We start from the raw sequence: 22,857 nt of genomic DNA, 5'->3' as shown, positions 1-22,857 counted from the left end.
TGACGCTACCGGCCGAGCACTTCGGTCGTGTTCGGATCGAACGGCGGCGGCTGCTCGTCGAAGCGGCGATCGAACGACGGTCTAGCGGATGCCTCGTGGTCGCCCTCCGACCGGCCGCGCGCCCTCGCCGAGTACGCGCCTGCGAGGGCGCCGATGCCGAACACGAGTGCCGCGACGCCGCCGACGGCCAGCGGATCGGGGCCGACCTCGGCGAGCCGGCCCGGACCGACTGCGCCGCCCGACCACCAGGCGAGGAGGCCGAGCACGAGTCCGGCCGCCGCCCCGGAGCCGATGCCGATCACGACGGGGAACCACCAGGCGGCGCGCACGTCGTCGCGACCTCGCGGATTCCACGCCGCCGACGACCGAGCCGGCACCACGAGCCACGCGCCGAGGAACCCGAGCAGCACCGGCACGATGAGCCAGAGCGCCCCGAACGGCTGGGCCTCGCTCGGCAGCGCGCCGAGCAGCGGAATGCCGGGCACCGGCCCGAGGAGCGTGCCCGTCGGAGCGACGGAGGATCCCGCGCCGAGCGCGAACCCGGGCCCGAGCAGCCACGCAGCACCCCAGATGACGAGGTTCGGAATGAGTGAGAGTTCGGCGACGGTCAGGGCGATGCCGCCGTCGATCCCGCTGCCGAGCGACTGGTAGAGCCCGGCGATCGTCGCGTAGTCGACCGTGATGAGCCCCGCGACGAGCACCCCCGCGACCGCGAGGAGGCCGAACGCCGCACCGGCGCCGATGCGCACGACGATGCGCGCCGTGTCGACGAGCGCCGGGGGCAGCTCGGCGACGCGGCGACGCACGAAGCCGCCCGCGGCATCCGTCATCGGGTCGTCTCGGAGCGTCTCGATGACCGCTCCGATCACGACGCCGACGCCCATCACGAACGCGGGCAGCAGCGCGGCCTGCCAGAGCGAGGACCTCGCGCCGTCGACGCCCGCTGCGCTCGCCAGCACGAAGCCGACCACCGCGTAGACGGCGACGGCGGCGATGCCTCCGGTGAACGAGTGCCCCTCGGCGGCGGAGCGCCGGCCGATGCGACGCGCGAAGGCGACCGAGATGAGCGCGAAGCCGAGGAGTGCGATCGTGATCGGGAACGGGTCGCCGGCGCCCGGCAGACCGGTCTGCTCCGCGGTCATCGGGTCGAGTTGCAGCACGAGGTCGACGCCGTGGCCGAGCAGCCACACGTCGGCTGCCGCACGGAGGAAGAGGGTCGCGTCGATCGCGAGCCCGAAGTGCACCGCCCACAGCAGCATGAGCGGCACGAGCGCGATGCCGAGGCCGATGAGGGCGGCGACGGATGCCTCGAGGCCGGCGAGCAGGGCGATCGTCGTGCGTCTCATTCCACCGGGAGCCTATCCCGCCCGGCGCTCCTCAGTCGGCAGGACGTGCGGGGTCGGCCCGACTCGACGACTCGACCTCGACCTCGTCGACGACCGTCGCGACCGCCTCGCCGTCGGGCCCGACCGTGACGAGCACGGTCTCGTCGGCCTCCTCGACGTCACCGATCGACGCGACTCCGGAAGCCCCCACCTCGGATTCCGGTCGCCGGAGCAGCTCGACGATCAGCAGTGCGAGGAGTGCGAGCAGCACGGTCGTGACGACGAAGCTCGTCGAGACGGGACGCGAGAACAGCACCACGAGCGATGCAATGACCGCGATCGCGATGTACGCGATGACCCGCCAGCGATCGAGCCAGATGCCGAACCGCCCCGTCGTGACACCGTGCGATGCCGCGGCACGCCGAACGGCCGCGAACCCCGAACCGGCGAATCCGCGCATTGCACGGGCCGGACGCCACGGGCCCGAGAACCAGGCCACGACGGCCACGAGCACGCCGAGCACGAGGAGCGCCACCACCGTCGACATCATGATCTCGATGAGCCCCGAGTAGATCGCCTCCGCGGCGTTCGCCGGCATCACCGACGGGCTCACGGTGCCGACGAAGTACCAGCGGCCGATGCCGACGCCGGCGGCGAGGAGCGCCATCGAGAGGGCGAAGCCGCCGGCCGTCCAGACGAGCGCCCTGATGCGGTTGCGTGCCACGACGACACCGATCACGAGGAACGCGAGCATGACCCACGGCAGCCAGGTGCCGACGCCGACGGCGAGCGCGTAGAGCGTGCGGATGAGCGCGAACGAGTCGTCCTGCGCGATGACCACGCTCCGATCCACGTCGGGGATCGCCTGCGCGAAGCCGACGCCCTGGTCGACGAGACGCTGCTTCACGGATTCGACGATGGGCCCGAGCTGCACGGAGATGGTGCCGTCGCTGCCGATGGCGAGCGCGGCATCGGGATCGCCTTGCATGGCGGCCACGAACTGCGTGTGCGTGATGCGCAACGTGTTCGCCCAGATGTCCTCGAACGCCTCGGACGTGACCAGCCGGTCGACGACGTCGGAGACGAGCGACTGGATGCCTTGCGTCGCCGGGCCCTCCAGCAGTCCCAGCGCCGCATCGGCCTTCGGCGGCAGCCCGAGCGAGCGGATCCCGTCGAACACGTCGGACGTGAGCCCCGGGATGTCGACCTGCTCCTCGATGGCAGCCGTCACCTCGTCGCCGATGTACGCCTGGACCGCAGGGTCTTCGGCGATCGGCGCGAAGGTCGCCACGAAGCGGTTCGTGTCGGCCAGCTCGAGGCGAGCCCATGCGGTGATCACGGCGACCGGCGCGAGCAGGAGGCCGACCACGATGAGCACGACGGCCGTGAGGCTCCGGCCCCAGCTGCGCCTGGGCTTCGGCGCAGCGGATGCCGCGGCATCCTCGACCCCCTGCTCGAGGCCTGCGCGAAGCGCTGCGTTCTCGGACTCGAGCGCGGCGATCCGCGCCTCGAGCTCGTTGTCACCGTTCTTGGCCATGAGGCACCCCTGCCCTTGACCCTAGCGCCCGCCCGTTCCTCGGCGCATCGTCCCATTCGCGTGAAGGGGTCGTGTCGCGTCACTCAGTGGATGACGGCCTTCAGCACGATGAGGGCGATACCGAACCCGGCGGTGATGAGGGAGCCAAGCACCTTCACCGGCCACGACGCACCTCGTCGGTGGAAGGCGATGTACCCGAGCACCGCGAGCACGACGACGCCCGCCCAGAGTGCCGTCCAGATCGCCACGGGGTCGGGGATCGCCCGGGTCGCGCCGAGCAGGAGGATGAAGAGCGGGATCGCCGACGAGAGCAGGAGCCCGCGCGAGCGGAGAAGTGCGAGACCGAACGACTCCCGGAGGCCGACGACCCGGTCGTTGTCGAGACCGTGGTGGGCGACGGTTCCCGCGTACACGTGCGCGGCCCAGAAGACCACGACGGTGATCGCGACGCTCCAGAACACGCGCCACGAGCTCTCCCCATGGCCGCCCGAGGCGACGATCATGCCCGAGACCAGAAGCACTCCGTAGACGGATTCCTCCGTGACGAAGGTGGCCCGGACGATCCGGTGGGCCTGGCTCATGCCCTGCTCCGACGACTGCTGCTCGTTCATCCTCCAACTCTGGCATGGGAGCCCGGTCGCACGGAACGGCTCCCGCGCGGCTGCTGCGGATCGGCTTCCGGCAGTCCGGCAGAGCGACACCCCCCGTTCTGGAGGGTGAGGATCTTTCATCTTTCCGCTCGGCCATTCCTCGCCGGGTGTAGCCTGCGCCTGACAAGCGTAAGACTCCTCTTCGGGTCTTGATGCTGCCGGTCGTCGCTTACCCGAGGCGGCCGGACTGACGACAGGCACTTACGCGCTTCGCGCGCGCCGGCACACCGCCGCCCATCACGCCCAAAGGGGACCCGATCGGCCATCCCGACCGATCGGAAGTTTGCAACACCCCCCAACGGAGGCGACGATGTTTCGACGCGACCACACCCTGCCAAGCCCCACACCACCAGATCACCCCGTGCGCAGGCCCATGCGCATCGTCGCGGCCTCGGCCGCCGGCGCGCTCATCCTGACCGGGGTGATCGCGGCCGGACCAGCGCAGGCATCCCATCCCGAGGTCAGCCTGGCGGGCAGCAACTTCGAGATCGACACGAACGCGAACCTCGTGGTCGACGACGGGGCACCGTCGCTCGACTGGGCGGGCGTCACCGAGAACCGCAAGGCCGACTTGCCGACCGGCTCGGGCGACGATTCGTTCGGTCAGGGCGCGAAGGAGGACACCTTGGTGCCCTCGGTCGTCGACGGGAGCATCCCGCCGAACAAGAGCGACCTGAAGAACTTCGGCACCTACCTCGAGACCACAGCAAACGGCACCAAGTTCCTGCACATGTTCTGGCACCGCGTTCAGGAGCCGAGCGGCACGACCAACATGGACTTCGAGTTCAACCAGTCGTCGACCATCTCGGCCAACAACGTGACGCCGGTCCGCACTGCGGGCGACCTGCTCATCCAGTACGACCTGTCGCAAGGTGGCACGAACCCCGTGCTCTGGGTATCGAGCTGGATCACGGCGGGCGCAGGCAACCAGTGCGCGGCGAGCAACGCGGTTCCCTGTTGGAGCACGCGCAACAACCTCACGTCCGCGGGCAACGCGACCGGATCGATCAACACGACGGCGATCACCGCCGGCGCTGCTGACGGCCTCGGAGCGATCTCGGCTCGCACCTTCGGCGAGGCATCCGTGAACTTCACCGCCCTGACAGGCGGGTTGGGAACGTGCGTCTCCTTCGGCAGCGCGTACCTGAAGAGCCGGTCCTCCGACTCCTTCTCAGCGGCGATGAAGGACTTCATCGCACCCGCGCCGACGAACATCTCGAACTGCGGCTCGGTGACGATCCGCAAGGAGACGCTCCCTGAGGAGAACCCCAACGTGACGTCGTTCGGCTTCACGAAGGCGTTCACGACCTCGCCGGTGGTTCCGAACACCTTCAACCTGACGGATGACGGCGTGAAGGTCATCCCCGGAGTGCTCACGGGCCAGGCCGGTACGGTCTCCGAAGACCTCCCACCGGACGGATGGGATCTGCTGAGCATCAACTGCAGTGCGAGCTCGGCCGGGGCGAACGTGACGACCGATGTCGCCACACGCACGGTCTCGTTCAACCTCGCGAGCGCAACCGACACCGTGGACTGCACGTTCACGAACCGCCCACGCGGCACGATCATCATCGAGAAGGTCACCGCTGACGGACAGGGCGCCTTCGACTTCACGTCGAGCTCCCTGACGCCCGCCGCATTCACGCTCACCACGACGGCACCCGGGGCTGCCGGCAAGGACTCGAAGACCTTCGCCGAGCTGACTCCCGGAACGTACGACGCCGCCGAGACCGTGCCAGCGAACTGGAATCTCCAGTCGTCGACCTGCAGTGACGGCTCCGCCGTCGGGGCGATCGCCGTGTCCGCGGGTGAGACCGTGACCTGCACGTTCACCAACAGCAGGGAGGTCGGCGCGATCAAGATCGTGAAGACGCGCAAGCACGCGGCGACCGGATCGGGCGACTACCCGCACCAGGGCGTCACGTTCACCGTCACCGGTGGTGGCCTGCCGCCCGCCGGCGTGCAGGCCGTGACCGATGCGAACGGCGTCGCCTGCGTCCCCGGGCTGCTCGTGAGCGCGTTCGCTGGCGACTACACCGTCACGGAGACCGTACCGACCGGTTACCACCTGGTCGGCGCGAACGGCAAGACGGCGACGGTCGTCGAGAGCGAGGGCGATTGCGATCCGATCACTCCCGCCGCGACGGTGTCGTTCAAGAACATGCCGTTGACGAACCTGACGGTCTCGGTCGACTCGCAGATCGACGGCGGCACGGCATCGACCATCGACTGCGTCCCCGGCCTGCCGGACCCGGACACGTCGACCGGTGCGAACGGCGACGGTTCGCTGACCCTCAACAACCTGGAGCCGCAGACCGTGACGTGCACGATCGTGATCGACCCGTGACGGGAGGATGAGTCGAACGACTGAATGAACGAAGGCCCCGCCGGCATCGCCGACGGGGCCTTCGCCACGGGTTGAGCGCTTATGCGCCCAGCGCCGCGTAGACCTCGCGAAGCAGCTGGGCGGTCTCGGACGGGGTCTTCCCGACCTTGACGCCAGCGGCCTCGAGGGCCTCCTTCTTCGCCTGCGCGGTGCCCGCGGAGCCCGAGACGATGGCGCCGGCGTGGCCCATGGTCTTGCCCTCGGGCGCCGTGAAGCCTGCGACGTAGCCGACGACCGGCTTCGTGACGTTCGCCTTGATGAAGTCGGCCGCGCGCTCTTCGGCGTCCCCGCCGATCTCGCCGATCATCACGATCGCCTTCGTCTCGGGGTCGGCCTCGAACGCGGCGAGCGCGTCGATGTGCGTCGTGCCGATGATGGGGTCGCCGCCGATGCCGATCGCGGTCGAGAAGCCGAGGTCGCGCAGCTCGTACATCATCTGGTACGTCAGCGTGCCCGACTTCGACACGAGGCCGATCGGCCCCTTGCCGGTGATGTTCGCCGGCGTGATGCCGACGAGCGCCTCACCGGGGCTGATGATGCCGGGGCAGTTCGGGCCGATGATGCGCGTCGCGTTGCCCTTCTCCTGCGCGTAGGCCCAGAACTCCGCCGAGTCCTGCACGGGCACGCCCTCGGTGATGATCACGAGGAGCGGGATCGACGCATCGATGGCCTCGACCACGGCGTCCTTCGTGAAGGCAGGGGGAACGAAGGCGATGGAGACATCCGCCCCCGTCTGCTCCATGGCCTCGGCGACCGAGGCGAACACCGGAAGCTCGACCGGGTTGCCTGCCGCGTCGTTGTGCAGCACCTTCGTGCCGGCCTTGCGCGCGTTCACGCCGCCGACCACCTGGGTGCCCGCCGCGAGCATGCGCGACGTGTGCTTCGAGCCTTCGCCACCGGTGATGCCCTGGACGATGACCTTGGAGTCCTTGTTGAGGAAGATCGTCATGTCTGAATCCCTTACTTACGCGGCGTTCGCCAGCTCGGCGGCCTTGTCGGCGCCCTGGTCCATGTTCTCGGCGAGGGTCACGAGCGGGTGCGCGGCCTCCGCGAGGATGCGGCGACCCTCGTCGACGTTGTTGCCGTCGAGGCGCACGACGAGCGGCTTGTTCGCGGCCGAGCCGAGCTCGGCGAGCGCGCCCACGATGCCCTTGGCGACCTGGTCGCATGCCGTGATGCCGCCGAAGACGTTCACGAACACGCTCTTGACCTGCGGGTCGCCGAGGATGATGCCGAGGCCGTTGGCCATGACCTCGGCCGAGGCTCCGCCGCCGATGTCGAGGAAGTTGGCGGGCTTGACGCCGCCGTGGTTCTCGCCGGCGTAGGCGACCACGTCGAGCGTCGACATGACGAGGCCCGCGCCGTTGCCGATGATGCCGACCTCGCCGTCGAGCTTGACGTAGTTGAGGTCGAGCTCCTTCGCAGCAGCCTCGAGCGGGTCTGCGGCGGCCTTGTCCTCGAGGAGGGCGTGGTTCGCGTGACGGAACTCGGCGTTCTCGTCGAGCGTGACCTTGCCATCGAGGGCGACGACGTTGCCGTCTTCGTCGAGGATCAGCGGGTTGACCTCGACGAGCGTCGCGTCTTCGCCCTTGTAGACCTCGTAGAGCTTCACGAAGACGTCGGCGACCTTGTCGACGAGCTCGGCCGGGAAGTTCGCGGCGACCGCGATCTCACGGGCCTTCGCCGTGTCGATGCCGGCGATCGGGTCGACCTCGACGCGTGCGAGCGCCTCGGGCTTCTCGACGGCGAGCACCTCGATCTCCATGCCGCCTTCGACGCTCGTGAGCGAGAGGTAGGAGCGGTTGGCCCGGTCGAGCAGCACCGAGAAGTAGAACTCCTGCGCGATGCGTGCGCCGCCGGCGACCATGACGCGCTTGACGACGTGACCCTTGATGTCGAGTCCGAGGATCGCCTTCGCGGCCTCGTATGCCTCGTCGGGGTTCTTCGCGACCTTGACGCCGCCGGCCTTGCCGCGGCCGCCCGTCTTCACCTGGGCCTTGACGACCACGACGCCGCCGAGCTTCTCGGCGGCCGCGCGCACCTCATCGGCGGTGTCGGCGACGATGCCCGGAAGCACGGGAACCCCGTACTGCTCGAACAGGTCTCTGGCCTGGTACTCGTAAAGATCCACGCTCTACTTCCAATCGATCCGCACGCGCGAGAGCGCACAGGGGCTGGTGGGTGTCGGCCCGACCCGCCGAAGAATCTCGACGTCAAGATAAGTTGGGCCAACTTCCATGCTACTCCTCCCGTTCCGCGCGTCCGAACCGGCGCCGCTGCACCGAATCGCGGGCGGAGGGTCGCGCCGGCGGCGCATCCGTTGAAGACTTGGATGCATGACGCGCTCGGCGAGGGCTCGCATCGGCATCTCGGGGTGGGTGTACCCGCCGTGGCGAGGCGTGTTCTATCCGAAGGGCCTGCGCCAGGCGGACGAGCTCGCCTACGCGGCCGAACGAGTGGACTCGGTCGAGGTGAACGGATCGTTCTACTCGCTGCAGAAGCCGGCATCCTGGGTGCGCTGGCGGGATGCCACCCCGCCGGGATTCGTCTTCGCCGTGAAGGGGCCGCGCTTCATCACCCACGTCAAGCGACTGAGCGGGTTCGAAGCGCCGCTCGCGAACTTCTTCGCATCCGGCGTGCTCTCGCTCGGCGAGAAGCTCGGACCGGTGCTCTGGCAGCTGCCGCCGACCCTCGCATTCGAACCGACGAAGCTCGAGTGCTTCCTCTCTGCCCTACCCCGCACCCACGGCGACGCCGCCGCGCTCGCGCGGCATCGCGACCGGCGGATGTCGGGCCGGACGGCGTATGCGCTCGCCGCGTCGCCGGAGCAGGCGCTCCGGCACACGGTCGAGGTACGTCACCCCAGCTTCGAGTCCGACGCGTGGCGCGCACTCCTCGAACGCCACCAGGTCGCATCCGTCACCGCGGACACCGCGGGGAAATGGCCGCGCATCGATTGGCCGACCGCGGACTTCGCCTATGCCAGGCTCCACGGCGACACCGAGCTCTACACCTCGGGCTACGACGACGCCGCGCTCGACCGGTGGGAGGCCTGGGTGCGCACGAACCTCTCGGCCGGTCGCGACGTCTACGTCTACTTCGACAACGACGTGAAGGTGCGGGCCCCGTTCGATGCCATGAGCCTCATCGACCGCCGCGCGGGCTGACGACGACCACACGCTGCATGTTTCGGCGCCGGGGCGGGGCGTCGTAGCCCCAGGGCCGGAGCCTCTCAGCCGACGCGGCCGAGCGCTGCTGCGGCGTAGAACAGCGCCGCGATCGTCTCGCCGTCGGTGATCTCGCCCTCGGCCACCATGCGCACCGCCTCGGCGAACGGCACCGCCTGCACCGCGCTGATGCCCTCTTCGGCCTGCGAACCCGCGACGGATGCCACGTGGCGCAGGCCGGTGGCGAGGTACACCGTCTCCGCGGCGCGGCAGATGCCGTTGAGCGCCGTCATCCGCCCGATCTCGCGCCACTCGGCCGCCTCGTGCCCCGTCTCCTCGAGCAGCTCGCGCTGCGCGGCGACGAGCGGATCCTCGCCGTCGGTGCCGCCCGCGGGGACCTCGATCGAGGTGCCGACGGTGTGCCGGTCGATCGTGACGAGCAGGACCTCGTCGTCATCGGTCATCGCGACGACGAACGCGGCGTCGTTGCGGAGCTCGACGACGCCGTAGATGCCGTCGGTGCCGTCGGGTCGCACGACGTCGTCTTCGGTGACGGTGATCCACCGGTTCTCGTAGACGGTGCGACGTTCACGTGTCGGCCAGCTCATGGTTGCTCCTCGGGTTCGATGCTCGGGGTCGCGACGGTCGGCGGCGGCATCGGCACGAACTCGACGAACCGGCGGGCGGCGAGCACCGCGGCGACGCCGAGCGCCGCACCGATCACGGTCTCGACGAGCCGGTCGCCGAGCAGCACCGGAAGCGGAGCCGACCCCGCGAGATGGGCGACGGTCAGGGCGAGCGGCGTGACGAAGACGAGGGCGGCGCCGTAGTGGCGGCCGACGAGGAGTTCGGCGCCGAACTGGCAGATCCCGATGACGACGACGAGCACCCAGATGGGCGGCTCGGGCCACAGCACGAGCCCGGCGACGCCGACACCGACTGCCGTGCCGATGACCCGATGCCACGCGCGCTGCACGGTGTGCGCGGCGCGAGCGGGCGGAATCACGGCGACGGCGCTGACGACGGCCCAGTACGGGTGGCCGATGCCGAGGAGCAGTGCTGCTCCCCCTGCGGCGAGTGCCGCGACCACGTTCTGCACGACGTTCAGCCAGACGCGCGGGTCGGCTGAGGCGCGCACGCGCACCGGCGCCTGCCGGGGCAGCGGCTTGAAGATCGTCCGCGCTCGCCTGGGGGCGGCCCTTCGCAGCAGCCAGCCCGACATCGCGAGCAGCCATGCGAACGCCGCCGCCGCCGCCGCGACGCCCCAGCGGAGCCATCCGCTGCCCTCGTCGACGGGCTGGGCGGCGCAGACCAGCACGGCGAAGACCGCGAACAACGGACCCGACGGCGTGACGCCGAGCGTGTTGTACCCGATGATCACGACTGCGATCACCGCGGCGAGCACGGCGGCTTCGATCGCGAGCGGGGCGTCTGTCGCCGAGAGCAGGATGCCGGCGCCGATCGCCGTGAGCTGCGCCGCTCCGGCGGCGGTCACGGTGCGCACGCGCGTGCGATACGGCTCGCTCCGGCCGAAGATCGCGGTCATGCCGCCGAACGCCGCGTACGCCGCGAGGTCGACCCGGCCGAGCACGACGAGCACCGTGAGCGGCACGACCGCGGCGAGCGCGGCCCGCAACGCCACCTCGAGGTCGAGCGCCCCGAGCGAGCGGAGCCGCGCGACGAACCCCGCCGGCCGCGGCGCGCCCTGCGGGTCGGCCATCAGAGCTTCTCGATGGGCGCGATCTTGATGAGGAGCTTCTTCTGCCCCGCGGTGTCGAAGCTGACGTGGGCGATGCGTTTCGTGCCCTCGCCCGTCACCTGGGTGACCTTGCCCTCGCCGAAGTCGGTGTGGCGGATGCGGTCGCCGGCCGCGAGCGTGAGGTCGCCGTTGTCGCGCACCGTGCCGGTGACCCGGTTCGCCCACTCGGTCTTGGGCTTGTCTGAGCGTGTGACGCTGAACCGCTCGAGGTCGCGATCGCGAGTGCCCCAGGCACCTCCGGGGGCTCCCCGACGGGCGTTGAGGGCGCGGGGCTGGGTGCCGCCGCGGGAGGTCGCCATGCCCGGCGACTGGCGCCAGTCGATGAGGCCCTCGGGGATCTCCTGCAGGTAGCGCGACGGCATCGCGACGGCGACCTCGCCGAACTGCGCCCGGCTCATCGCGAGCGAGAGGTAGAGGCGCTTGCGGGCGCGAGTGATGCCGACGTAGAAGAGCCGGCGCTCTTCGGCCGGGCCACCGGGTTCCGAGGCCGACATCTGGTGCGGCAGGAGTCCCTCCTCGATGCCCGTCAGGAACACCGCGTGGTACTCGAGGCCCTTGGCCGTGTGCAGCGTCATGAGCGAGACGGTGCCGGATGCGTCGTCGAGCTCGTCGGCCGCGGCCACGAGCGAGACCTGGGTGAGGAAATCGACGAGCGTCGCGCCGGGGTTCTCGCGATCGAAGTCGCGGGTCTGGGCGACGAGCTCCTCGACGTTCTCGGCACGGGTCTCGTCTTGCGGGTCGCGGCTGTTGCGGAGCGCGTCGAGCAGGCCCGACTTCTCGACGAGGAACACGAGCACGTCGGAGACCTTGGCAGCGCCGACGTTGGTGCCGGCCGCGAGGCCCTCGGCGGAGGGCACGAGCATCGCCGCCGCTTCATCGAGCACGTTCGCGAGGGCCGAGATCGCGCCCGTCACCTTCGGTCCGAGCCCGAGTCCGTCGGCCGCCCGCATCGCCTGGCGGAAGGTCAGCTCGTTCTGCTCGGCGAAGGAGGCGAGCGCCGTCTCGGTGGCCGGGCCGATGCCGCGCTTCGGGGTGTTCAGAATGCGCCGGAGCGCGAGCTCGTCGACGGGGTTCGCGACTGCGATGAGGTAGGCCATCGCGTCCTTGATCTCGGCACGCTCGTAGAACTTCGTGCCGCCGACGACGCGGTAGGGCAGCGCCGAGCGGACGAAGATCTCCTCGAGCGCACGGGTCTGCGCGTTGGTGCGGTAGAACACGGCGATGTCGCGGTAGGCGACGCCCTCGCGGTGCAGCGACTCGATCTCGTCGGCGATGAACTGCGCCTCGTCGTGAGCGGTGTACCCCGTGTAGCCGGTGATCTTGTCGCCATCTCCGTCGGCCGTCCAGAGTTTCTTCTCTTTGCGGTCGAAGTTGTTCGAGATGACGGCGTTCGCCGCCGAGAGGATGTTCTGGGTCGAGCGGTAGTTCTGCTCGAGGAGCACGACCTTGGCACCCGGGAAGTCGCGTTCGAACTCGGAGATGTTGCGGATGTCGGCGCCGCGGAACGCGTAGATCGACTGGTCGGAGTCGCCGACGACCGTGAGGCTCGCGCCGGGGATCGCGCCCGAGGCATCCGTCAGCCCGCGCACGAGGATGCCGTGCTCGTCGAGCTCGGCGACGACGTCGCGCGGCACCGCCCGCGTCAGTTCGTGGATGAGCGAGTACTGGGCGTGGTTCGTGTCCTGGTACTCGTCGACGAGGATGTGCCGGAAGCGGCGCTGGTAGAGCGCCGCGACCTTCGGGAAGGCCCGGAAGAGGTAGACCGTCTCGGCGATGAGGTCGTCGAAGTCGAGCGCACTCGCCGCCCGGAGCCGCCGCGTGTACTGGCGGAAGATCTCGAGGAACATGACCTCTTGCGGGTCGTTCATGTTGGCGTTGCGCGCGTGCGTCTCGACGTCGGCGAGCTCGTTCTTGAGCTTGGAGATCTTGGCCTGCGCGCTCGCGGGCGTGAAGCCCATCGTGTCGGCGTCGAGCTCCTTGATGATGCGCTTCAGGATCGTGCGCTGGTCGGCGGAGTCGTAGATGGTGAAGGTCGACGACAGGCCGATCGACTCGGCCTCGCGGCGGAGGATGCGCACGCACGCCGAGTGGAAGGTCGAGATCCACATGCCGGAGGCGCTCTCGCCGAGCAGTGCCTGGACGCGCTCGCGCATCTCGGCGGCGGCCTTGTTCGTGAACGTGATCGCGAGGATCTGGCTCGGCCACGCCTCTCGACTCTCGATGAGGCTCGCGATGCGGTGCGTGAGCACACGCGTCTTGCCGGAACCTGCGCCCGCGACGATGAGCAGCGCGGGCCCGCGGTACTCGACCGCCTCGCGCTGCTCGGGGTTCAGGCCGTCGGTCAGCCGGGAGCCGCCGGTGCCGGTGGAGTCGGTGCCTGCATCGACGGCGGAGGGCGCCTCGCGCCAGCCGGCCGGGTCGTCGGGGTCGAGGATCAGCGTCATATCGCCTTCAAGTCTAGGCGCGCCCGCCGACAGCCGCCCGGTGAGCGCGGTCGGGCTCCCCCGGCACTCAGATCGCGGCGGCGAAGGCCCGGCGCGCCTCGACGCCGAGGTCCGGATGATCCAGGAACACCCCGTCGACGCCCATGGCGATGATCTGGTCGAACTCCCCCGCCCAGTCGCCGAAGGCGGCCCGAACGGTGCCGCGCCGGAACGGGACCGTGAGGAACGCGTTCTCGGGCCGGAGGGTCCACGTGTAGATCTCGAGGTCGGCCGCGTGCGCCGCGTCGACGAGCTCGGCGCCCGAGAGCGGTGCGCCGGCGACATCCGCTCGCCTCGCCTTCGCCCTGCCGACGAGCCGCGCCTTGCCCACGCTCACGCCGTCGAAGCGCCCGGCGAGCCGGAGAAGCCCGGCCTCGGTCACGAAGGAGTCGTACGTGGGGGCGCTCCGGCCCTGCTGGAGCACGAGGTCCCACGGAGCCCCGGAGCCCTCGATGAGGAAGACCCGCTTGCCCCGGATGCCGCGCGCCCCGAGCCGATCGAGCAGTGTCGGCTCGAACGCCTCCATGATGAGCCGCTCGTCGCCGCGGCCCCATCCCGCTGCGTCGAGCTCGGCCTGGAAGAGCTCGTCGAGCGGCAGCCCGAGCGCGTCGAAGTGCGCGGCGTGCTTGAACTCGGCGACCATCCGCAGCGTGCGGCGCTGTTCGTCGGAGGCGACGTCGATGATCTCGAAGAGCTCACGCAGCCGGATGATCGGGAACCGGTCGTCGAAGCTCGCGCTCGACTGGCGGATCGCGCCGAGGCGCTCGCGCGCCCGCAGGGTCGCGAGCTCGGCCCACGTGAAGTCCTCCGTGAACCAGCCCGTGAGCGGCGCGCCGTCGATCTCGCGCGTCGTGCGGCGACCGGCGAACTCGGGGCGGCTCGCGACATCCGTCGTGCCCGAGATCTCGTTCTCGTGGCGGAGCACGAGCACGCCGTCGCGCGTGGCGACGATATCGGGCTCGACGGCATCGGCCCCGAGCGCGAACGCGAGTTCGTACGCCGAGCGCGTGTGCTCCGGCCGGTACCCGGGCGCACCGCGGTGACCGATCACGAGCGGGCGCGGAGCGTCGTGGTGCTGCATGCGCCAAGCGTAGTCAGCGCCCACCATGCCGAGCCGGGAATGTCGCGGAAACTCAAGGCGTTGTCACGGACAACTCGGGTAGGTTGGTAGTCGAGCGGATGCCGCGTGCGACCGCCGCCCGACCCCCGAACACAGCCGAAAGCAGAGGAAACCCATGGCTCTCGACAACCCCGCATTCTCGCGGAACTCCGCGTTCTCCGCGCAGGGGGGCGTGGCCGCAGCGCAAGACATCTCGGCCCAGCAGCTGCAGGAGATGTACAACCAGCCCGCGACGCCGCCCGCCGGCGAGACGATGTCGGTCGAGACGACCGTGCAGAAGTCGGCCGTCTCGTTCGGCCTGCTCCTCGTGGGCGCAGCCCTCGGCTGGGTCACGACCGAGTCGATGCCGTTCCTCTGGATCGGCGCCGGCCTCGTCGGGTTCGTGCTCGCGCTCGTCAACATCTTCAAGAAGGAGCCGTCGCCGGCCCTCATCCTCGCCTATGCGGGCGTGCAGGGTGTCTTCGTCGGCGGCATCTCGGCGTGGTACGAGATGACCTATGGCGGCGGCATCGTCGCCCAGGCGGTCATCGCGACCCTCGTCGTCGTCGGCGTGACGCTCGCGCTCTTCGCCTCGGGCAAGATCCGCGCGTCGAAGAAGGCGACGAAGATCTTCCTCATCGCGATGGTCGGCTACGCCGTCTTCTCGCTGGTGAACTTGGGTCTGATCCTGTTCGGTGTGACCGACGACCCCTGGGGACTCCGCGGTGCGGAGATCATGGGCATCCCATTCGGACTCATCCTCGGCGTGCTCGTCGTCATCATGGCCGCGTACTCGCTCGTGCTCGACTTCGACTTCATCCAGCAGGGCGTGCGCAACCGCGCCCCGAAGAAGTACGAGTGGTCGGGTGTCTTCGGCATCATGGTGACGGTCATCTGGCTGTACCTCGAGATCCTGCGCATGCTCGCGATCGCTCGCGACTGACGCTCGCCAAGCAGCACGACAGAACGGCCGCCCCTCGGGGCGGCCGTTCATCGTTTCGGTGCCACGGTCGGAGCGCTCAGATGCCGAGCGTCGCCACCGAGGCCGTGATCGCGTCGGCCGAGGCCCGGAGCAGCAACTCCTCCTCCGTCGAGAACGGCGTCTCGGCGACCGGCACGGCGCCATCGCCGCCGACGACGCTCGGCAGCGACAGCGCGACGCCGTCGAGACCACGGATGCCGCGGAGCACCGTCGAGACCGGCAGCACCGCCCGCTCGTCGTTCAGCACCGCTTCGACGATGCGCGCCCCGGCGAGGCCGATGGCGTAGTTCGTCGCGCCCTTGCCGCGGATGACCGTGTACGCCGAGTCGCGCACCTCGCGGGCGATCTCGTCGAGTTCGCCCGCCGAGAACGGCTCCGCACCGCGCCACTCGAGAATCGGCACGGGCCCGATGCGGGCGTTCGACCACAGCGGGAACTCGGTGTCGCCGTGCTCCCCCACGATGTCGGCGTGCACGCTCGACGTGGTGACCCCGGCTCGACGGGCAAGCAGCCAGCGCAGGCGTGACGTGTCGAGCACGGTGCCCGAGCCGAAGATGCGGTGCGGCGGCAGGCCGGTGATGCGCTGCGCGGCGACGGTGAGCACGTCGACGGGATTCGTGACGAGCACGATGACCGCGTCGGGGGCGCGTTCGAGGAGGGCAGGCAGCAGGTTCTCGAGGATGCGGACGTTGGTGCCCGCGAGCTCGAGGCGGGACTGGCCGGGCTGCTGCTTCGCCCCGGCGGTGACGACGATGACGTGGGAGCCCTCGACGACGCCGAGGTCGGCCCCGCCGCTCACAGACGATCCGGTGAACTGCGTGCCGTGCGCGAGGTCGAGCACCTCGGCCTCGACCTTCTCACGTGCGATGTCGTAGAGCGCGACCTCACTCGCACTCCCACGGATCAGTGCCGAGTACGCGAGACTCGTGCCCACGCTCCCGGCTCCGACGACGGTCAACTTCGAGTTCTCGACGACGCCCATGCTCCCAGTCTGGCAGCACCGCGAATCCGCAGCCCTGCCAGGGCACGCCAGAAGGCCGGCACCCATCGGGTACCGGCCTTCGTCAGCGGTCGAGCGGGAGACGCGATGGCGCCCCGTCCGGCCTCACTCCCACTCGATGGTGCCCGGCGGCTTCGACGTGACGTCGAGCACCACGCGGTTCACCTCGGGCACCTCGTTCGTGATGCGGTTCGAGATCTTCGCGAGCACGTCGTACGGCAGGCGCGTCCAGTCGGCGGTCATCGCGTCCTCCGACGAGACGGGGCGCAGCACGATCGGGTGTCCGTAGGTACGGCCGTCGCCCTGCACGCCCACCGAGCGCACGTCGGCGAGCAGCACGACGGGGCACTGCCAGATCTCCTGGTCGAGGCCGGCGGCGGTCAGCTCCTCACGGGCGATCGCGTCCGCCTCGCGGAGCAGATCGAGACGATCACGGGTGACCTCGCCCACGATGCGGATTCCAAGGCCTGGCCCCGGAAACGGCTGGCGGCCGACGATCGCCTCGGGCAGCCCGAGCTCGCGGCCGATGGCGCGCACCTCGTCTTTGAAGAGCGTGCGAAGCGGTTCGACGAGCTCGAACTGCAGGTCTTCGGGCAGGCCGCCGACGTTGTGGTGGCTCTTGATGTTCGCAGTGCCCGTGCCGCCGCCCGACTCGACCACGTCGGGGTAGAGCGTGCCCTGCACGAGGAACTTGATCGGCTCGCCGTCTGCGTCGGCCTCGGCGATCAGATCGCGCTCCGCCTGCTCGAAGGCGCGGATGAACTCGCGGCCGATGATCTTGCGCTTCGTCTCGGGGTCGCTGACCCCGGCGAGCGCATCGATGAACGTGTCGGCGGCATCGATCGTGACGAGACGGATCCCCGTGGCTGCGACGTAGTCGACCTCGACCTGGCGGCGCTCGTCTTTGCGGAGCAGCCCATGGTCGACGAAGACGCAGACGAGCTGGTCGCCGACGGCCTCGTGCACGATCGCTGCGGCGACCGCGGAGTCGACGCCGCCCGAGAGGCCCGCGATGACGCGGCCGGTGCCGACCTGCTCGCGGATGCGGGCCACCTGCTCGGCGATGACGTTGCCCGAGTTCCAGTCGGCGGGGATGCCCGCGGCCCGGTGCAGGAAGTTCTCGATGACCTTCTGGCCGAACTCGGAGTGCTTGACCTCGGGGTGCCACTGCACGCCGTAGAAGCCCTGCTCGTCGTTCGCGAACGCGGCGACCGGGGTCGTGGCCGTCGAGGCGAGCACCTCGAACCCCTCGGGTGCCACTGCGACGGAGTCGCCGTGGCTCATCCACACGATCTGCGCCTCGGGCTGGCCGCCCAGCAACGCGTTCTCGTCGTCGGTTCGAGCCGTGACGGCGGTCGCGCCGTATTCGCGGTGGCCGGTGTGCGCGACTTCGCCGCCGAGCTGCTGCGCCATGACCTGGAAGCCGTAGCAGATGCCGAGCGTCGGCACGCCGAGCTTCAGGATGCCCTCGTCGAGTGCCGGGGCGCCCTCTTCGTAGACCGAAGACGGTCCGCCGGACAGCACGATGCCGATCGGGTTCTTGGCAGCCACCTCGGCCGCGGTGATCGTGTGCGGCACGATCTCGGAGTAGACGGATGCCTCGCGCACGCGCCGGGCGATGAGCTGGGCGTACTGGGCGCCGAAGTCGACGACGAGTACCGGCCGCTGCTCGGTGGGCTGATCGGTCACTGCTGGGCCTCCACGGGGTCGGAAGTGTCGGTGGTGTCGGATGATGCGGCGGCCGCGGCCTCTGCCGCCTCGCGGCGGTCGAGGTACCCGCGCACCTCGCGGCCGATGCGAGCCTCGAGGAAGAACGAGAGGAACGGCACGATGCCGCCGAGCGCGATGACGATGAAGCGGCTGAACGGCCAGCGCATGAGGCTCCAGAGCCGGAAGTCGCTGAAGAGGTAGACGACGTAGAACCAGCCGTGGGCGATGAGGATGCCGGTCGAGAGGTTCACGCCGGTGCCGGTCGACTCGAGGCCGGCGGCCGTCTCGATCACCGGCGTGAAGGCGAGCACGCCCTGGTCGCCGAAGGCGTAGAGCTCGAGGTGGAACGCGTACTTCATGATCATCTCGGCGCACAGCAGCAGGAGCATGACACCGGTGATCACCGAAGCGACCTGGTAGAACTTCAACGCCCCGCGAATGCGCGGCAGATCGGCGGATTTCGGCTCGAGGGGCATGACACCAGTCTACGCGGCGTCGAGCGCGGGATCGTCAGTCGTCGCCCGGCGCCCCTGCGGCGGGCGGGGCAGCGGATGCCTCGGCCGCCTCCTGCTCTTCGCGCTCGCGTTCGACGGCGTCGCGCACGAGCCGGTACCAGAGGTAGATCGCGAAGCCGGCGAAGACGGCCCACTCGATCGCGTAGAAGACGTTGAGCCAGTCGAGCTGCTGCTCCTGCTCGGGCGGCGGCGAGACGATCGCGTCGAGACCGGCTGGCGCCTCGGCCGCGGTGACGTAGCCGAAGTAGACGGGCCGGTCGTCGTAGTCGGCCCAGATGTTGATGAGTTGCGCCACGGCGACCGTCTGCATCGCGAACGGGTCGCCCTCGTCGTCGGGGGCGATCGGCGCCTCGCTCGGCAGGAAGCGGCCGACGATCGTGACGGGCTCGGTCGGGTCGATCGATCGTTCGAAGTCGTCGGCGGCCTCGCGCGCGGCCTGCTCATCGGCGGACCAGCCGAGCGCGACGGGCAGGCCCGCCGGGGTGCCGTCGGTCACCTCGAGGTGCACGACCGGCCAGAATCCGGCGACGCCCTCGTTCAGGCGGCCTTCGACGATGACGGTGTCGCCGGGCACGACGGTGCCGGTGACCTCGACGAGCTGGGCGGTCGCCGCCTGCGTCGTCGGTCCGTCGGGTTCCGCGATGCCCGCGAACGGCCGCACCTCCTCGGTCGGGCGTTCGACCACGACCGATGACTCGACGGCTCGCTCGAGCTGCCACTGGCCGAGCAGCGCGAACGCCGCGGCGATGCCGAGGGCGAGGAGCAGTGCGAGCACCCATCTCGGGCGCAGCATCATCTTGAGCATCAGTCGCCGGCCGCCGTCGAGGGCGTGATTCGGGGGCTGACGAGCATGCCCTCCAGTTTAGGCGTTGGGCCGGCACCGCCGTTCCACGCTCAGCGCGCCGAAGGGCTCCGCGCACTCGCGCGGAGCCCTTCAGGAGTGCTGGATCGCGGGTCAGCGGTCGCCGAGCAGCGCGCGACGGCGCACCGCCCGGAACGCCATCATGCCGAGTCCGAGCGTCAGGAGAGCACCGGCCGCGCCGAGGGCGCCATCCGTCTCGGGGCCGGTCGCAGCGAGCGCCGGCTTCGCCGGGGTGACCGGCGCGACCGCGACGGGCACGAAGTTGTAGCGCACACCGTTGAATGCCACCGTGGCGACCACCGACGGGGTGATCTCCTGCGCCAGAACACCGAAGGCGAGCACGTTCACGGTGCCGTTCGCCTCGATCGCCTCGATGAGGTCTCCGAGCAGCGCCGGAGTGTTCGCGGCGATCGCCGCGGTCGTGCCCGTGGCCGGGATCTCCTTGCTCGAGACCCACTGGTCGCCGAGGGCGAACGTGGTGGTGCCGGGTCCGGCACCGAACGCGGGTCGCAGCGTCGTGAAGATCGCCGACTCGCCGAAGGTGATGGGCACCTGGTAGAACACCTCACCGCTCACGACCTCGACGTCGGCCGACGTGATGAGCTGGGCGAGGTCGGCATCGGCGAGCGGAGTCGCGAGGCCGTTGATGATCTGGGAGTTGGCGCCGTTGCCGAAGCTGAGCCCGGTGTCGGTGATGCCGAACGCGGGCGTGGGGTTCGCGTAGCCCTCGTGCCAGCCCGTGTAGGTCGACTCGTCGGGGCGGATCTCGGCGGCCGTGACATCGACCGTCGAGGTGACCGGGATCGCCGTCACGGCACGCGTGAACAGGAACGTGTCCTCACCCCAGGTGATGGACTCGACGCCGCCCGGATCAGTGCTCTCGGCGAGGACGCCGAATCCCGAGTATCGGAGGTCGCCGTCGGCCTCGAGGCTCGCCAAGAGGGCCGCGAGTTCGACCGGCGCGTCGGCGATGACATCGCCGATGGTGCGGCTCGAGGTCCAGAGGTCGGTGAGTTGCGCGCTGTGCGGGCCGGTCTCGAACGGCGTCACCGGCCGAAGCGTTCCCCACCCTGCGGCGGTCGAGACCGCGACCTGCGAGTAGACGACGCCCTGCGTCACGCCGATCTCGGAGCCGTCGATGAGGGCGCCGAGCTCGGCGGAGGTCGTCGACAGTCCCGGCTCGCCGCTGTTGACGAGTCCGTTCAGGATCTGCGAGTTCGCTCCGTCACCGAAGAAGAGGCCGTTCCAGTGCAGCGAAAAGGCGGGGGTCGCGTTCGCATACCCTTCGTGCCATCCGAGATAGCTCGATTCATCGGGCGCGATGCTCGTCACGTGGGTCGTCGCCGCTGAAGCGGGCGCTGCCACGGCGAGTGCCGCTCCGGTGAAGACGAGAGCGAGAGCCGTGGCTCCCGCAACGCTGCTGGCTGGACGCATGACTGGTACTCCTCGAGGCGCATCGGACCGCACCCAGCCCTGGGCGCATACTGGGGAGTATAGGCCCGCAACCGGATGAACATGTCCGATTCGTTACCGAAACGTGTTCTGCGGTCGGAGCGCCGGGCCTCGCTCGTCCACCTTCACGATGCTCGCTAGTCGACCTTCACGATGTCGGGGGCCTCCAGCCGCACCCGGTCGGCCGACTCGTCGTCGGGCTGCTCCTGCGATGCCCGCTCTGCGGCGACCCGCTCGAGGTAGCGCTCCACCTCGAGGGTCTGGCGCGCGGCGTCCCAGCCGAGCGCCCCGGCCATGAGCCTCGCGGCGACGGGCGCTGCGGAGACACCGCGATCCCACGCCTCGATCGAGATGCGCGTGCGGCGGGCGAGCACGTCGTCGAGGTGCAGGGCGCCCTCGTGGGTGGCCGCGTAGACGACCTCCGCGCCGAGGTAGTCGTCGGCGCCCGGCAGCGGCTCGCCGAGCGACGGGTCCTCACGGATCAGGTCGAGCAGCTCGTCGGTCATCGTGCCGTAGCGGTTCAGCAGGTGCTCGATGCGCACCTCGTGCACGCCGAACGCCCGCGCTATCTTGCCGCGCTTGTTCCACGCCGCCTGGTATCCCTCGGCGCCGAGCAGCGGGATGTCCTGCGTCGTCGACTTCGGCACCTTGCCGTCGAGGGCGTCGGCGGCCGCGTCGATGGCGTCCTTCGCCATGACCCGGTACGTCGTCCACTTGCCGCCGGCGATGACGACGAGGCCCGGCACGGTGTGCGCGACGAGGTGCTCGCGCGAGAGCTTCGAGGTCTGGTCGCTCTCCCCGGCGAGCAGCGGCCGGAGGCCGGCGTAGACGCCCTCGACGTCCTCCCGCGTCAGCGGGATGCCGAGCACGGCGTTGACGTGCTCGAGCAGGTAGTCGATGTCGGCCGCGGTCGCCGCCGGATGGGCCTTGTCGAGGTTCCAGTCGGTGTCGGTGGTGCCGATCAGCCAGTGGCGGCCCCATGGAATGACGAACAGCACGCTCTTCTCCGTGCGGAAGATCATGCCCATCGCCGACTGGATGCGGTCGCGGGGCACGACGAGGTGCACGCCCTTCGAGGCGCGCACCTTGAACGTGCCGCGTTCGCCGACCATGCGCTGGGTGTCGTCGGTCCAGACGCCGGTCGCGTTCACGACCTGCTTCGCCCGGACCTCGAAGCGCTCGTCGGTCTCGAGGTCGTGCGCCTTCACGCCCACGACGCGCTCACCGACCTTGACGAAGCCCTCGACCTTGACCCGGCTCGCGACGTGGGCGCCGTAGAACGACGCGGTGCGGGCCAGGGAGGCCACGTAGCGGGCATCGTCGACCTGCGCGTCGTAGTACGTGAGACCGCCCACCAGTACGTCTTTCGAAAGCGACGGGATGGCCCGCAGCACCTGCCGCTTCGAGAGGTGTCGGTGGTGGGGCACGCCCGGAGGCCGGCCGCCCGTGTAGCTGAAGATGTCGTAGAGCATCATGCCCGCGCCCACGTAGCACCGCTCGATCAGGCGGGTCTTCAGCGGGTACAGGAACCGCACGGGCTTCACGAGGTGCGGGGCGATGCGCTGCAGCAGCAGGCCCCGCTCGATGAGCGCCTCGCGCACGAGTCGGAAGTCGAGCTGTTCGAGATAGCGGATGCCGCCGTGCACGAGCTTCGACGAACGGCTCGAGGTGCCCGACGCCCAGTCACGGGCTTCGAGGAGACCGGTCGAGAGACCTCGAGTGACCGCGTCGAGCGCGGATCCGGTGCCGACGATGCCGCCGCCCACCACGAGGATGTCGAGCTCTTTCTCCTTCAGCCGCGCGATCGCGGCCTTCCGTTCCTCAGGTCCGAGCTTGGTCGAACGCGTCACCGGCTTGAGTCTCGCCGACTTCTGAGTCGCCATCGTGCCACCCCATCCCCGCGGCCTCACGGCGAGCCGCGCGATCCGCT

18 protein-coding genes are annotated in these 22,857 nt (G+C 69.9%); 3 read left to right on the top strand and 15 right to left on the bottom strand.

Going from position 1 to position 22,857, the window contains the following annotated elements:
* Nucleotides 1-5: 5 nt before the first annotated feature.
* The 3 genes from ESP57_RS15095 to ESP57_RS15085 form a co-directional block, all read right to left on the bottom strand.
* Nucleotides 6-1,346: a cell division protein PerM gene (locus tag ESP57_RS15095; RefSeq protein WP_129232116.1), complete on the bottom strand. Its 1,341-nt coding sequence runs from the start codon at nucleotides 1,344-1,346 to the stop codon at nucleotides 6-8.
* A gap of 31 nt (nucleotides 1,347-1,377) precedes the next feature.
* Complete coding sequence (locus ESP57_RS15090) at nucleotides 1,378-2,862, bottom strand: hypothetical protein (RefSeq protein ID WP_129232115.1); 1,485 nt, start codon at nucleotides 2,860-2,862, stop codon at nucleotides 1,378-1,380.
* An 83-nt stretch (nucleotides 2,863-2,945) separates the two neighbouring features.
* Nucleotides 2,946-3,473, bottom strand: coding sequence for a hypothetical protein (locus ESP57_RS15085; protein WP_115961306.1), 528 nt, complete (start codon nucleotides 3,471-3,473; stop codon nucleotides 2,946-2,948).
* A gap of 412 nt (nucleotides 3,474-3,885) precedes the next feature.
* Here ESP57_RS15085 and ESP57_RS15080 point away from each other — a divergent pair, with 412 nt between their 5' ends.
* Entirely contained in the window at nucleotides 3,886-5,859 is a 1,974-nt protein-coding gene (locus ESP57_RS15080) for a prealbumin-like fold domain-containing protein (RefSeq protein WP_129232114.1), read from the top strand.
* Between the two features lie 79 nt (nucleotides 5,860-5,938).
* Here the strand turns inward: ESP57_RS15080 and sucD are convergent, their stop codons facing one another.
* Both sucD and sucC read right to left on the bottom strand, forming a co-directional pair.
* Entirely contained in the window at nucleotides 5,939-6,847 is a 909-nt protein-coding gene (sucD, locus tag ESP57_RS15075) for a succinate--CoA ligase subunit alpha (protein ID WP_056010699.1), read from the bottom strand.
* Nucleotides 6,848-6,862: 15 nt separating this feature from the next.
* Nucleotides 6,863-8,029 (bottom strand): ADP-forming succinate--CoA ligase subunit beta, encoded by a 1,167-nt coding sequence (gene sucC, locus ESP57_RS15070; RefSeq protein ID WP_129232113.1) that lies wholly within the window; start codon nucleotides 8,027-8,029, stop codon nucleotides 6,863-6,865.
* A gap of 205 nt (nucleotides 8,030-8,234) precedes the next feature.
* Here sucC and ESP57_RS15065 point away from each other — a divergent pair, with 205 nt between their 5' ends.
* A complete protein-coding gene (locus ESP57_RS15065) occupies nucleotides 8,235-9,065 on the top strand; it encodes a DUF72 domain-containing protein (RefSeq protein ID WP_129232112.1) in 831 nt (276 codons plus the stop codon).
* A gap of 65 nt (nucleotides 9,066-9,130) precedes the next feature.
* Here ESP57_RS15065 and ESP57_RS15060 read toward each other — a convergent pair whose 3' ends face one another.
* The 4 genes from ESP57_RS15060 to ESP57_RS15045 form a co-directional block, all read right to left on the bottom strand.
* A complete protein-coding gene (locus ESP57_RS15060) occupies nucleotides 9,131-9,673 on the bottom strand; it encodes an NUDIX domain-containing protein (RefSeq protein WP_056010710.1) in 543 nt (180 codons plus the stop codon).
* Nucleotides 9,670-10,785, bottom strand: a complete 1,116-nt coding sequence (locus tag ESP57_RS15055) for an FUSC family protein (RefSeq protein ID WP_082571397.1) — start codon at nucleotides 10,783-10,785, stop codon at nucleotides 9,670-9,672. Before ESP57_RS15055 ends, ESP57_RS15060 begins: the two co-directional genes overlap by 4 nt.
* Entirely contained in the window at nucleotides 10,785-13,268 is a 2,484-nt protein-coding gene (locus tag ESP57_RS15050) for an ATP-dependent helicase (RefSeq protein ID WP_056010713.1), read from the bottom strand. The genes ESP57_RS15055 and ESP57_RS15050 overlap by 1 nt, the downstream gene beginning before the upstream one ends.
* A gap of 67 nt (nucleotides 13,269-13,335) precedes the next feature.
* Nucleotides 13,336-14,388, bottom strand: coding sequence for a glycerophosphodiester phosphodiesterase family protein (locus tag ESP57_RS15045; RefSeq protein WP_056013106.1), 1,053 nt, complete (start codon nucleotides 14,386-14,388; stop codon nucleotides 13,336-13,338).
* Between the two features lie 154 nt (nucleotides 14,389-14,542).
* Here ESP57_RS15045 and ESP57_RS15040 point away from each other — a divergent pair, with 154 nt between their 5' ends.
* Nucleotides 14,543-15,349, top strand: a complete 807-nt coding sequence (locus ESP57_RS15040; RefSeq protein WP_056010716.1) for a Bax inhibitor-1/YccA family protein — start codon at nucleotides 14,543-14,545, stop codon at nucleotides 15,347-15,349.
* 76 nt (nucleotides 15,350-15,425) lie between these two features.
* Here ESP57_RS15040 and ESP57_RS15035 read toward each other — a convergent pair whose 3' ends face one another.
* The 6 genes from ESP57_RS15035 to ESP57_RS15010 all read right to left on the bottom strand — a co-directional run bounded on the left by ESP57_RS15035 (nucleotide 15,426) and on the right by ESP57_RS15010 (nucleotide 22,777).
* The gene (locus tag ESP57_RS15035) at nucleotides 15,426-16,370 is read right to left on the bottom strand and encodes an L-lactate dehydrogenase (RefSeq protein ID WP_056010719.1); all 945 of its coding nucleotides are present in this window, start codon (nucleotides 16,368-16,370) and stop codon (nucleotides 15,426-15,428) included.
* A gap of 123 nt (nucleotides 16,371-16,493) precedes the next feature.
* A complete protein-coding gene (gene guaA, locus ESP57_RS15030; RefSeq protein ID WP_056010724.1) occupies nucleotides 16,494-18,077 on the bottom strand; it encodes a glutamine-hydrolyzing GMP synthase in 1,584 nt (527 codons plus the stop codon).
* On the bottom strand, nucleotides 18,074-18,574 hold the full coding sequence (locus ESP57_RS15025) for a DUF3817 domain-containing protein (protein WP_056010727.1): 501 nt from the start codon (nucleotides 18,572-18,574) through the stop codon (nucleotides 18,074-18,076). The genes guaA and ESP57_RS15025 overlap by 4 nt, the downstream gene beginning before the upstream one ends.
* Nucleotides 18,575-18,608: 34 nt before the next feature.
* The gene (locus tag ESP57_RS15020) at nucleotides 18,609-19,406 is read right to left on the bottom strand and encodes an SURF1 family protein (RefSeq protein WP_162248743.1); all 798 of its coding nucleotides are present in this window, start codon (nucleotides 19,404-19,406) and stop codon (nucleotides 18,609-18,611) included.
* A gap of 162 nt (nucleotides 19,407-19,568) precedes the next feature.
* A complete protein-coding gene (locus ESP57_RS15015) occupies nucleotides 19,569-20,909 on the bottom strand; it encodes a hypothetical protein (RefSeq protein WP_056010730.1) in 1,341 nt (446 codons plus the stop codon).
* A gap of 155 nt (nucleotides 20,910-21,064) precedes the next feature.
* Complete coding sequence (locus ESP57_RS15010) at nucleotides 21,065-22,777, bottom strand: glycerol-3-phosphate dehydrogenase/oxidase (RefSeq protein ID WP_129232109.1); 1,713 nt, start codon at nucleotides 22,775-22,777, stop codon at nucleotides 21,065-21,067.
* Nucleotides 22,778-22,857: the final 80 nt, after the last annotated feature.

The sequence above is a fragment of the Agromyces fucosus genome (assembly GCF_004134865.1).
Classification (GTDB): Bacteria; Actinomycetota; Actinomycetes; order Actinomycetales; family Microbacteriaceae; genus Agromyces; species Agromyces fucosus.
This window is presented reverse-complemented; position numbering and strand designations above follow the sequence as displayed.

Excerpts from the sequence above, each read along its gene's own strand:
- ESP57_RS15085 (WP_115961306.1), bottom strand. The coding sequence starts at position 3,473 with ATGAACGAGCAGCAGTCGTCGGAGCAGGGCATGAGCCAGGCCCACCGG.
- ESP57_RS15015 (WP_056010730.1), bottom strand. The coding sequence starts at position 20,909 with ATGCGTCCAGCCAGCAGCGTTGCGGGAGCCACGGCTCTCGCTCTCGTC.
- ESP57_RS15080 (WP_129232114.1), top strand. The coding sequence starts at position 3,886 with ATGCGCATCGTCGCGGCCTCGGCCGCCGGCGCGCTCATCCTGACCGGG.
- ESP57_RS15060 (WP_056010710.1), bottom strand. The coding sequence starts at position 9,673 with ATGAGCTGGCCGACACGTGAACGTCGCACCGTCTACGAGAACCGGTGG.
- ESP57_RS15050 (WP_056010713.1), bottom strand. The coding sequence starts at position 13,268 with ATGACGCTGATCCTCGACCCCGACGACCCGGCCGGCTGGCGCGAGGCG.
- ESP57_RS15055 (WP_082571397.1), bottom strand. The coding sequence starts at position 10,785 with ATGGCCGACCCGCAGGGCGCGCCGCGGCCGGCGGGGTTCGTCGCGCGG.
- ESP57_RS15095 (WP_129232116.1), bottom strand. The coding sequence starts at position 1,346 with ATGAGACGCACGACGATCGCCCTGCTCGCCGGCCTCGAGGCATCCGTC.
- ESP57_RS15035 (WP_056010719.1), bottom strand. The coding sequence starts at position 16,370 with ATGGGCGTCGTCGAGAACTCGAAGTTGACCGTCGTCGGAGCCGGGAGC.
- ESP57_RS15090 (WP_129232115.1), bottom strand. The coding sequence starts at position 2,862 with ATGGCCAAGAACGGTGACAACGAGCTCGAGGCGCGGATCGCCGCGCTC.
- ESP57_RS15045 (WP_056013106.1), bottom strand. The coding sequence starts at position 14,388 with ATGCAGCACCACGACGCTCCGCGCCCGCTCGTGATCGGTCACCGCGGT.
- ESP57_RS15040 (WP_056010716.1), top strand. The coding sequence starts at position 14,543 with ATGGCTCTCGACAACCCCGCATTCTCGCGGAACTCCGCGTTCTCCGCG.
- ESP57_RS15065 (WP_129232112.1), top strand. The coding sequence starts at position 8,235 with ATGACGCGCTCGGCGAGGGCTCGCATCGGCATCTCGGGGTGGGTGTAC.
- ESP57_RS15025 (WP_056010727.1), bottom strand. The coding sequence starts at position 18,574 with ATGCCCCTCGAGCCGAAATCCGCCGATCTGCCGCGCATTCGCGGGGCG.
- ESP57_RS15020 (WP_162248743.1), bottom strand. The coding sequence starts at position 19,406 with ATGCTGCGCCCGAGATGGGTGCTCGCACTGCTCCTCGCCCTCGGCATC.
- sucD (WP_056010699.1), bottom strand. The coding sequence starts at position 6,847 with ATGACGATCTTCCTCAACAAGGACTCCAAGGTCATCGTCCAGGGCATC.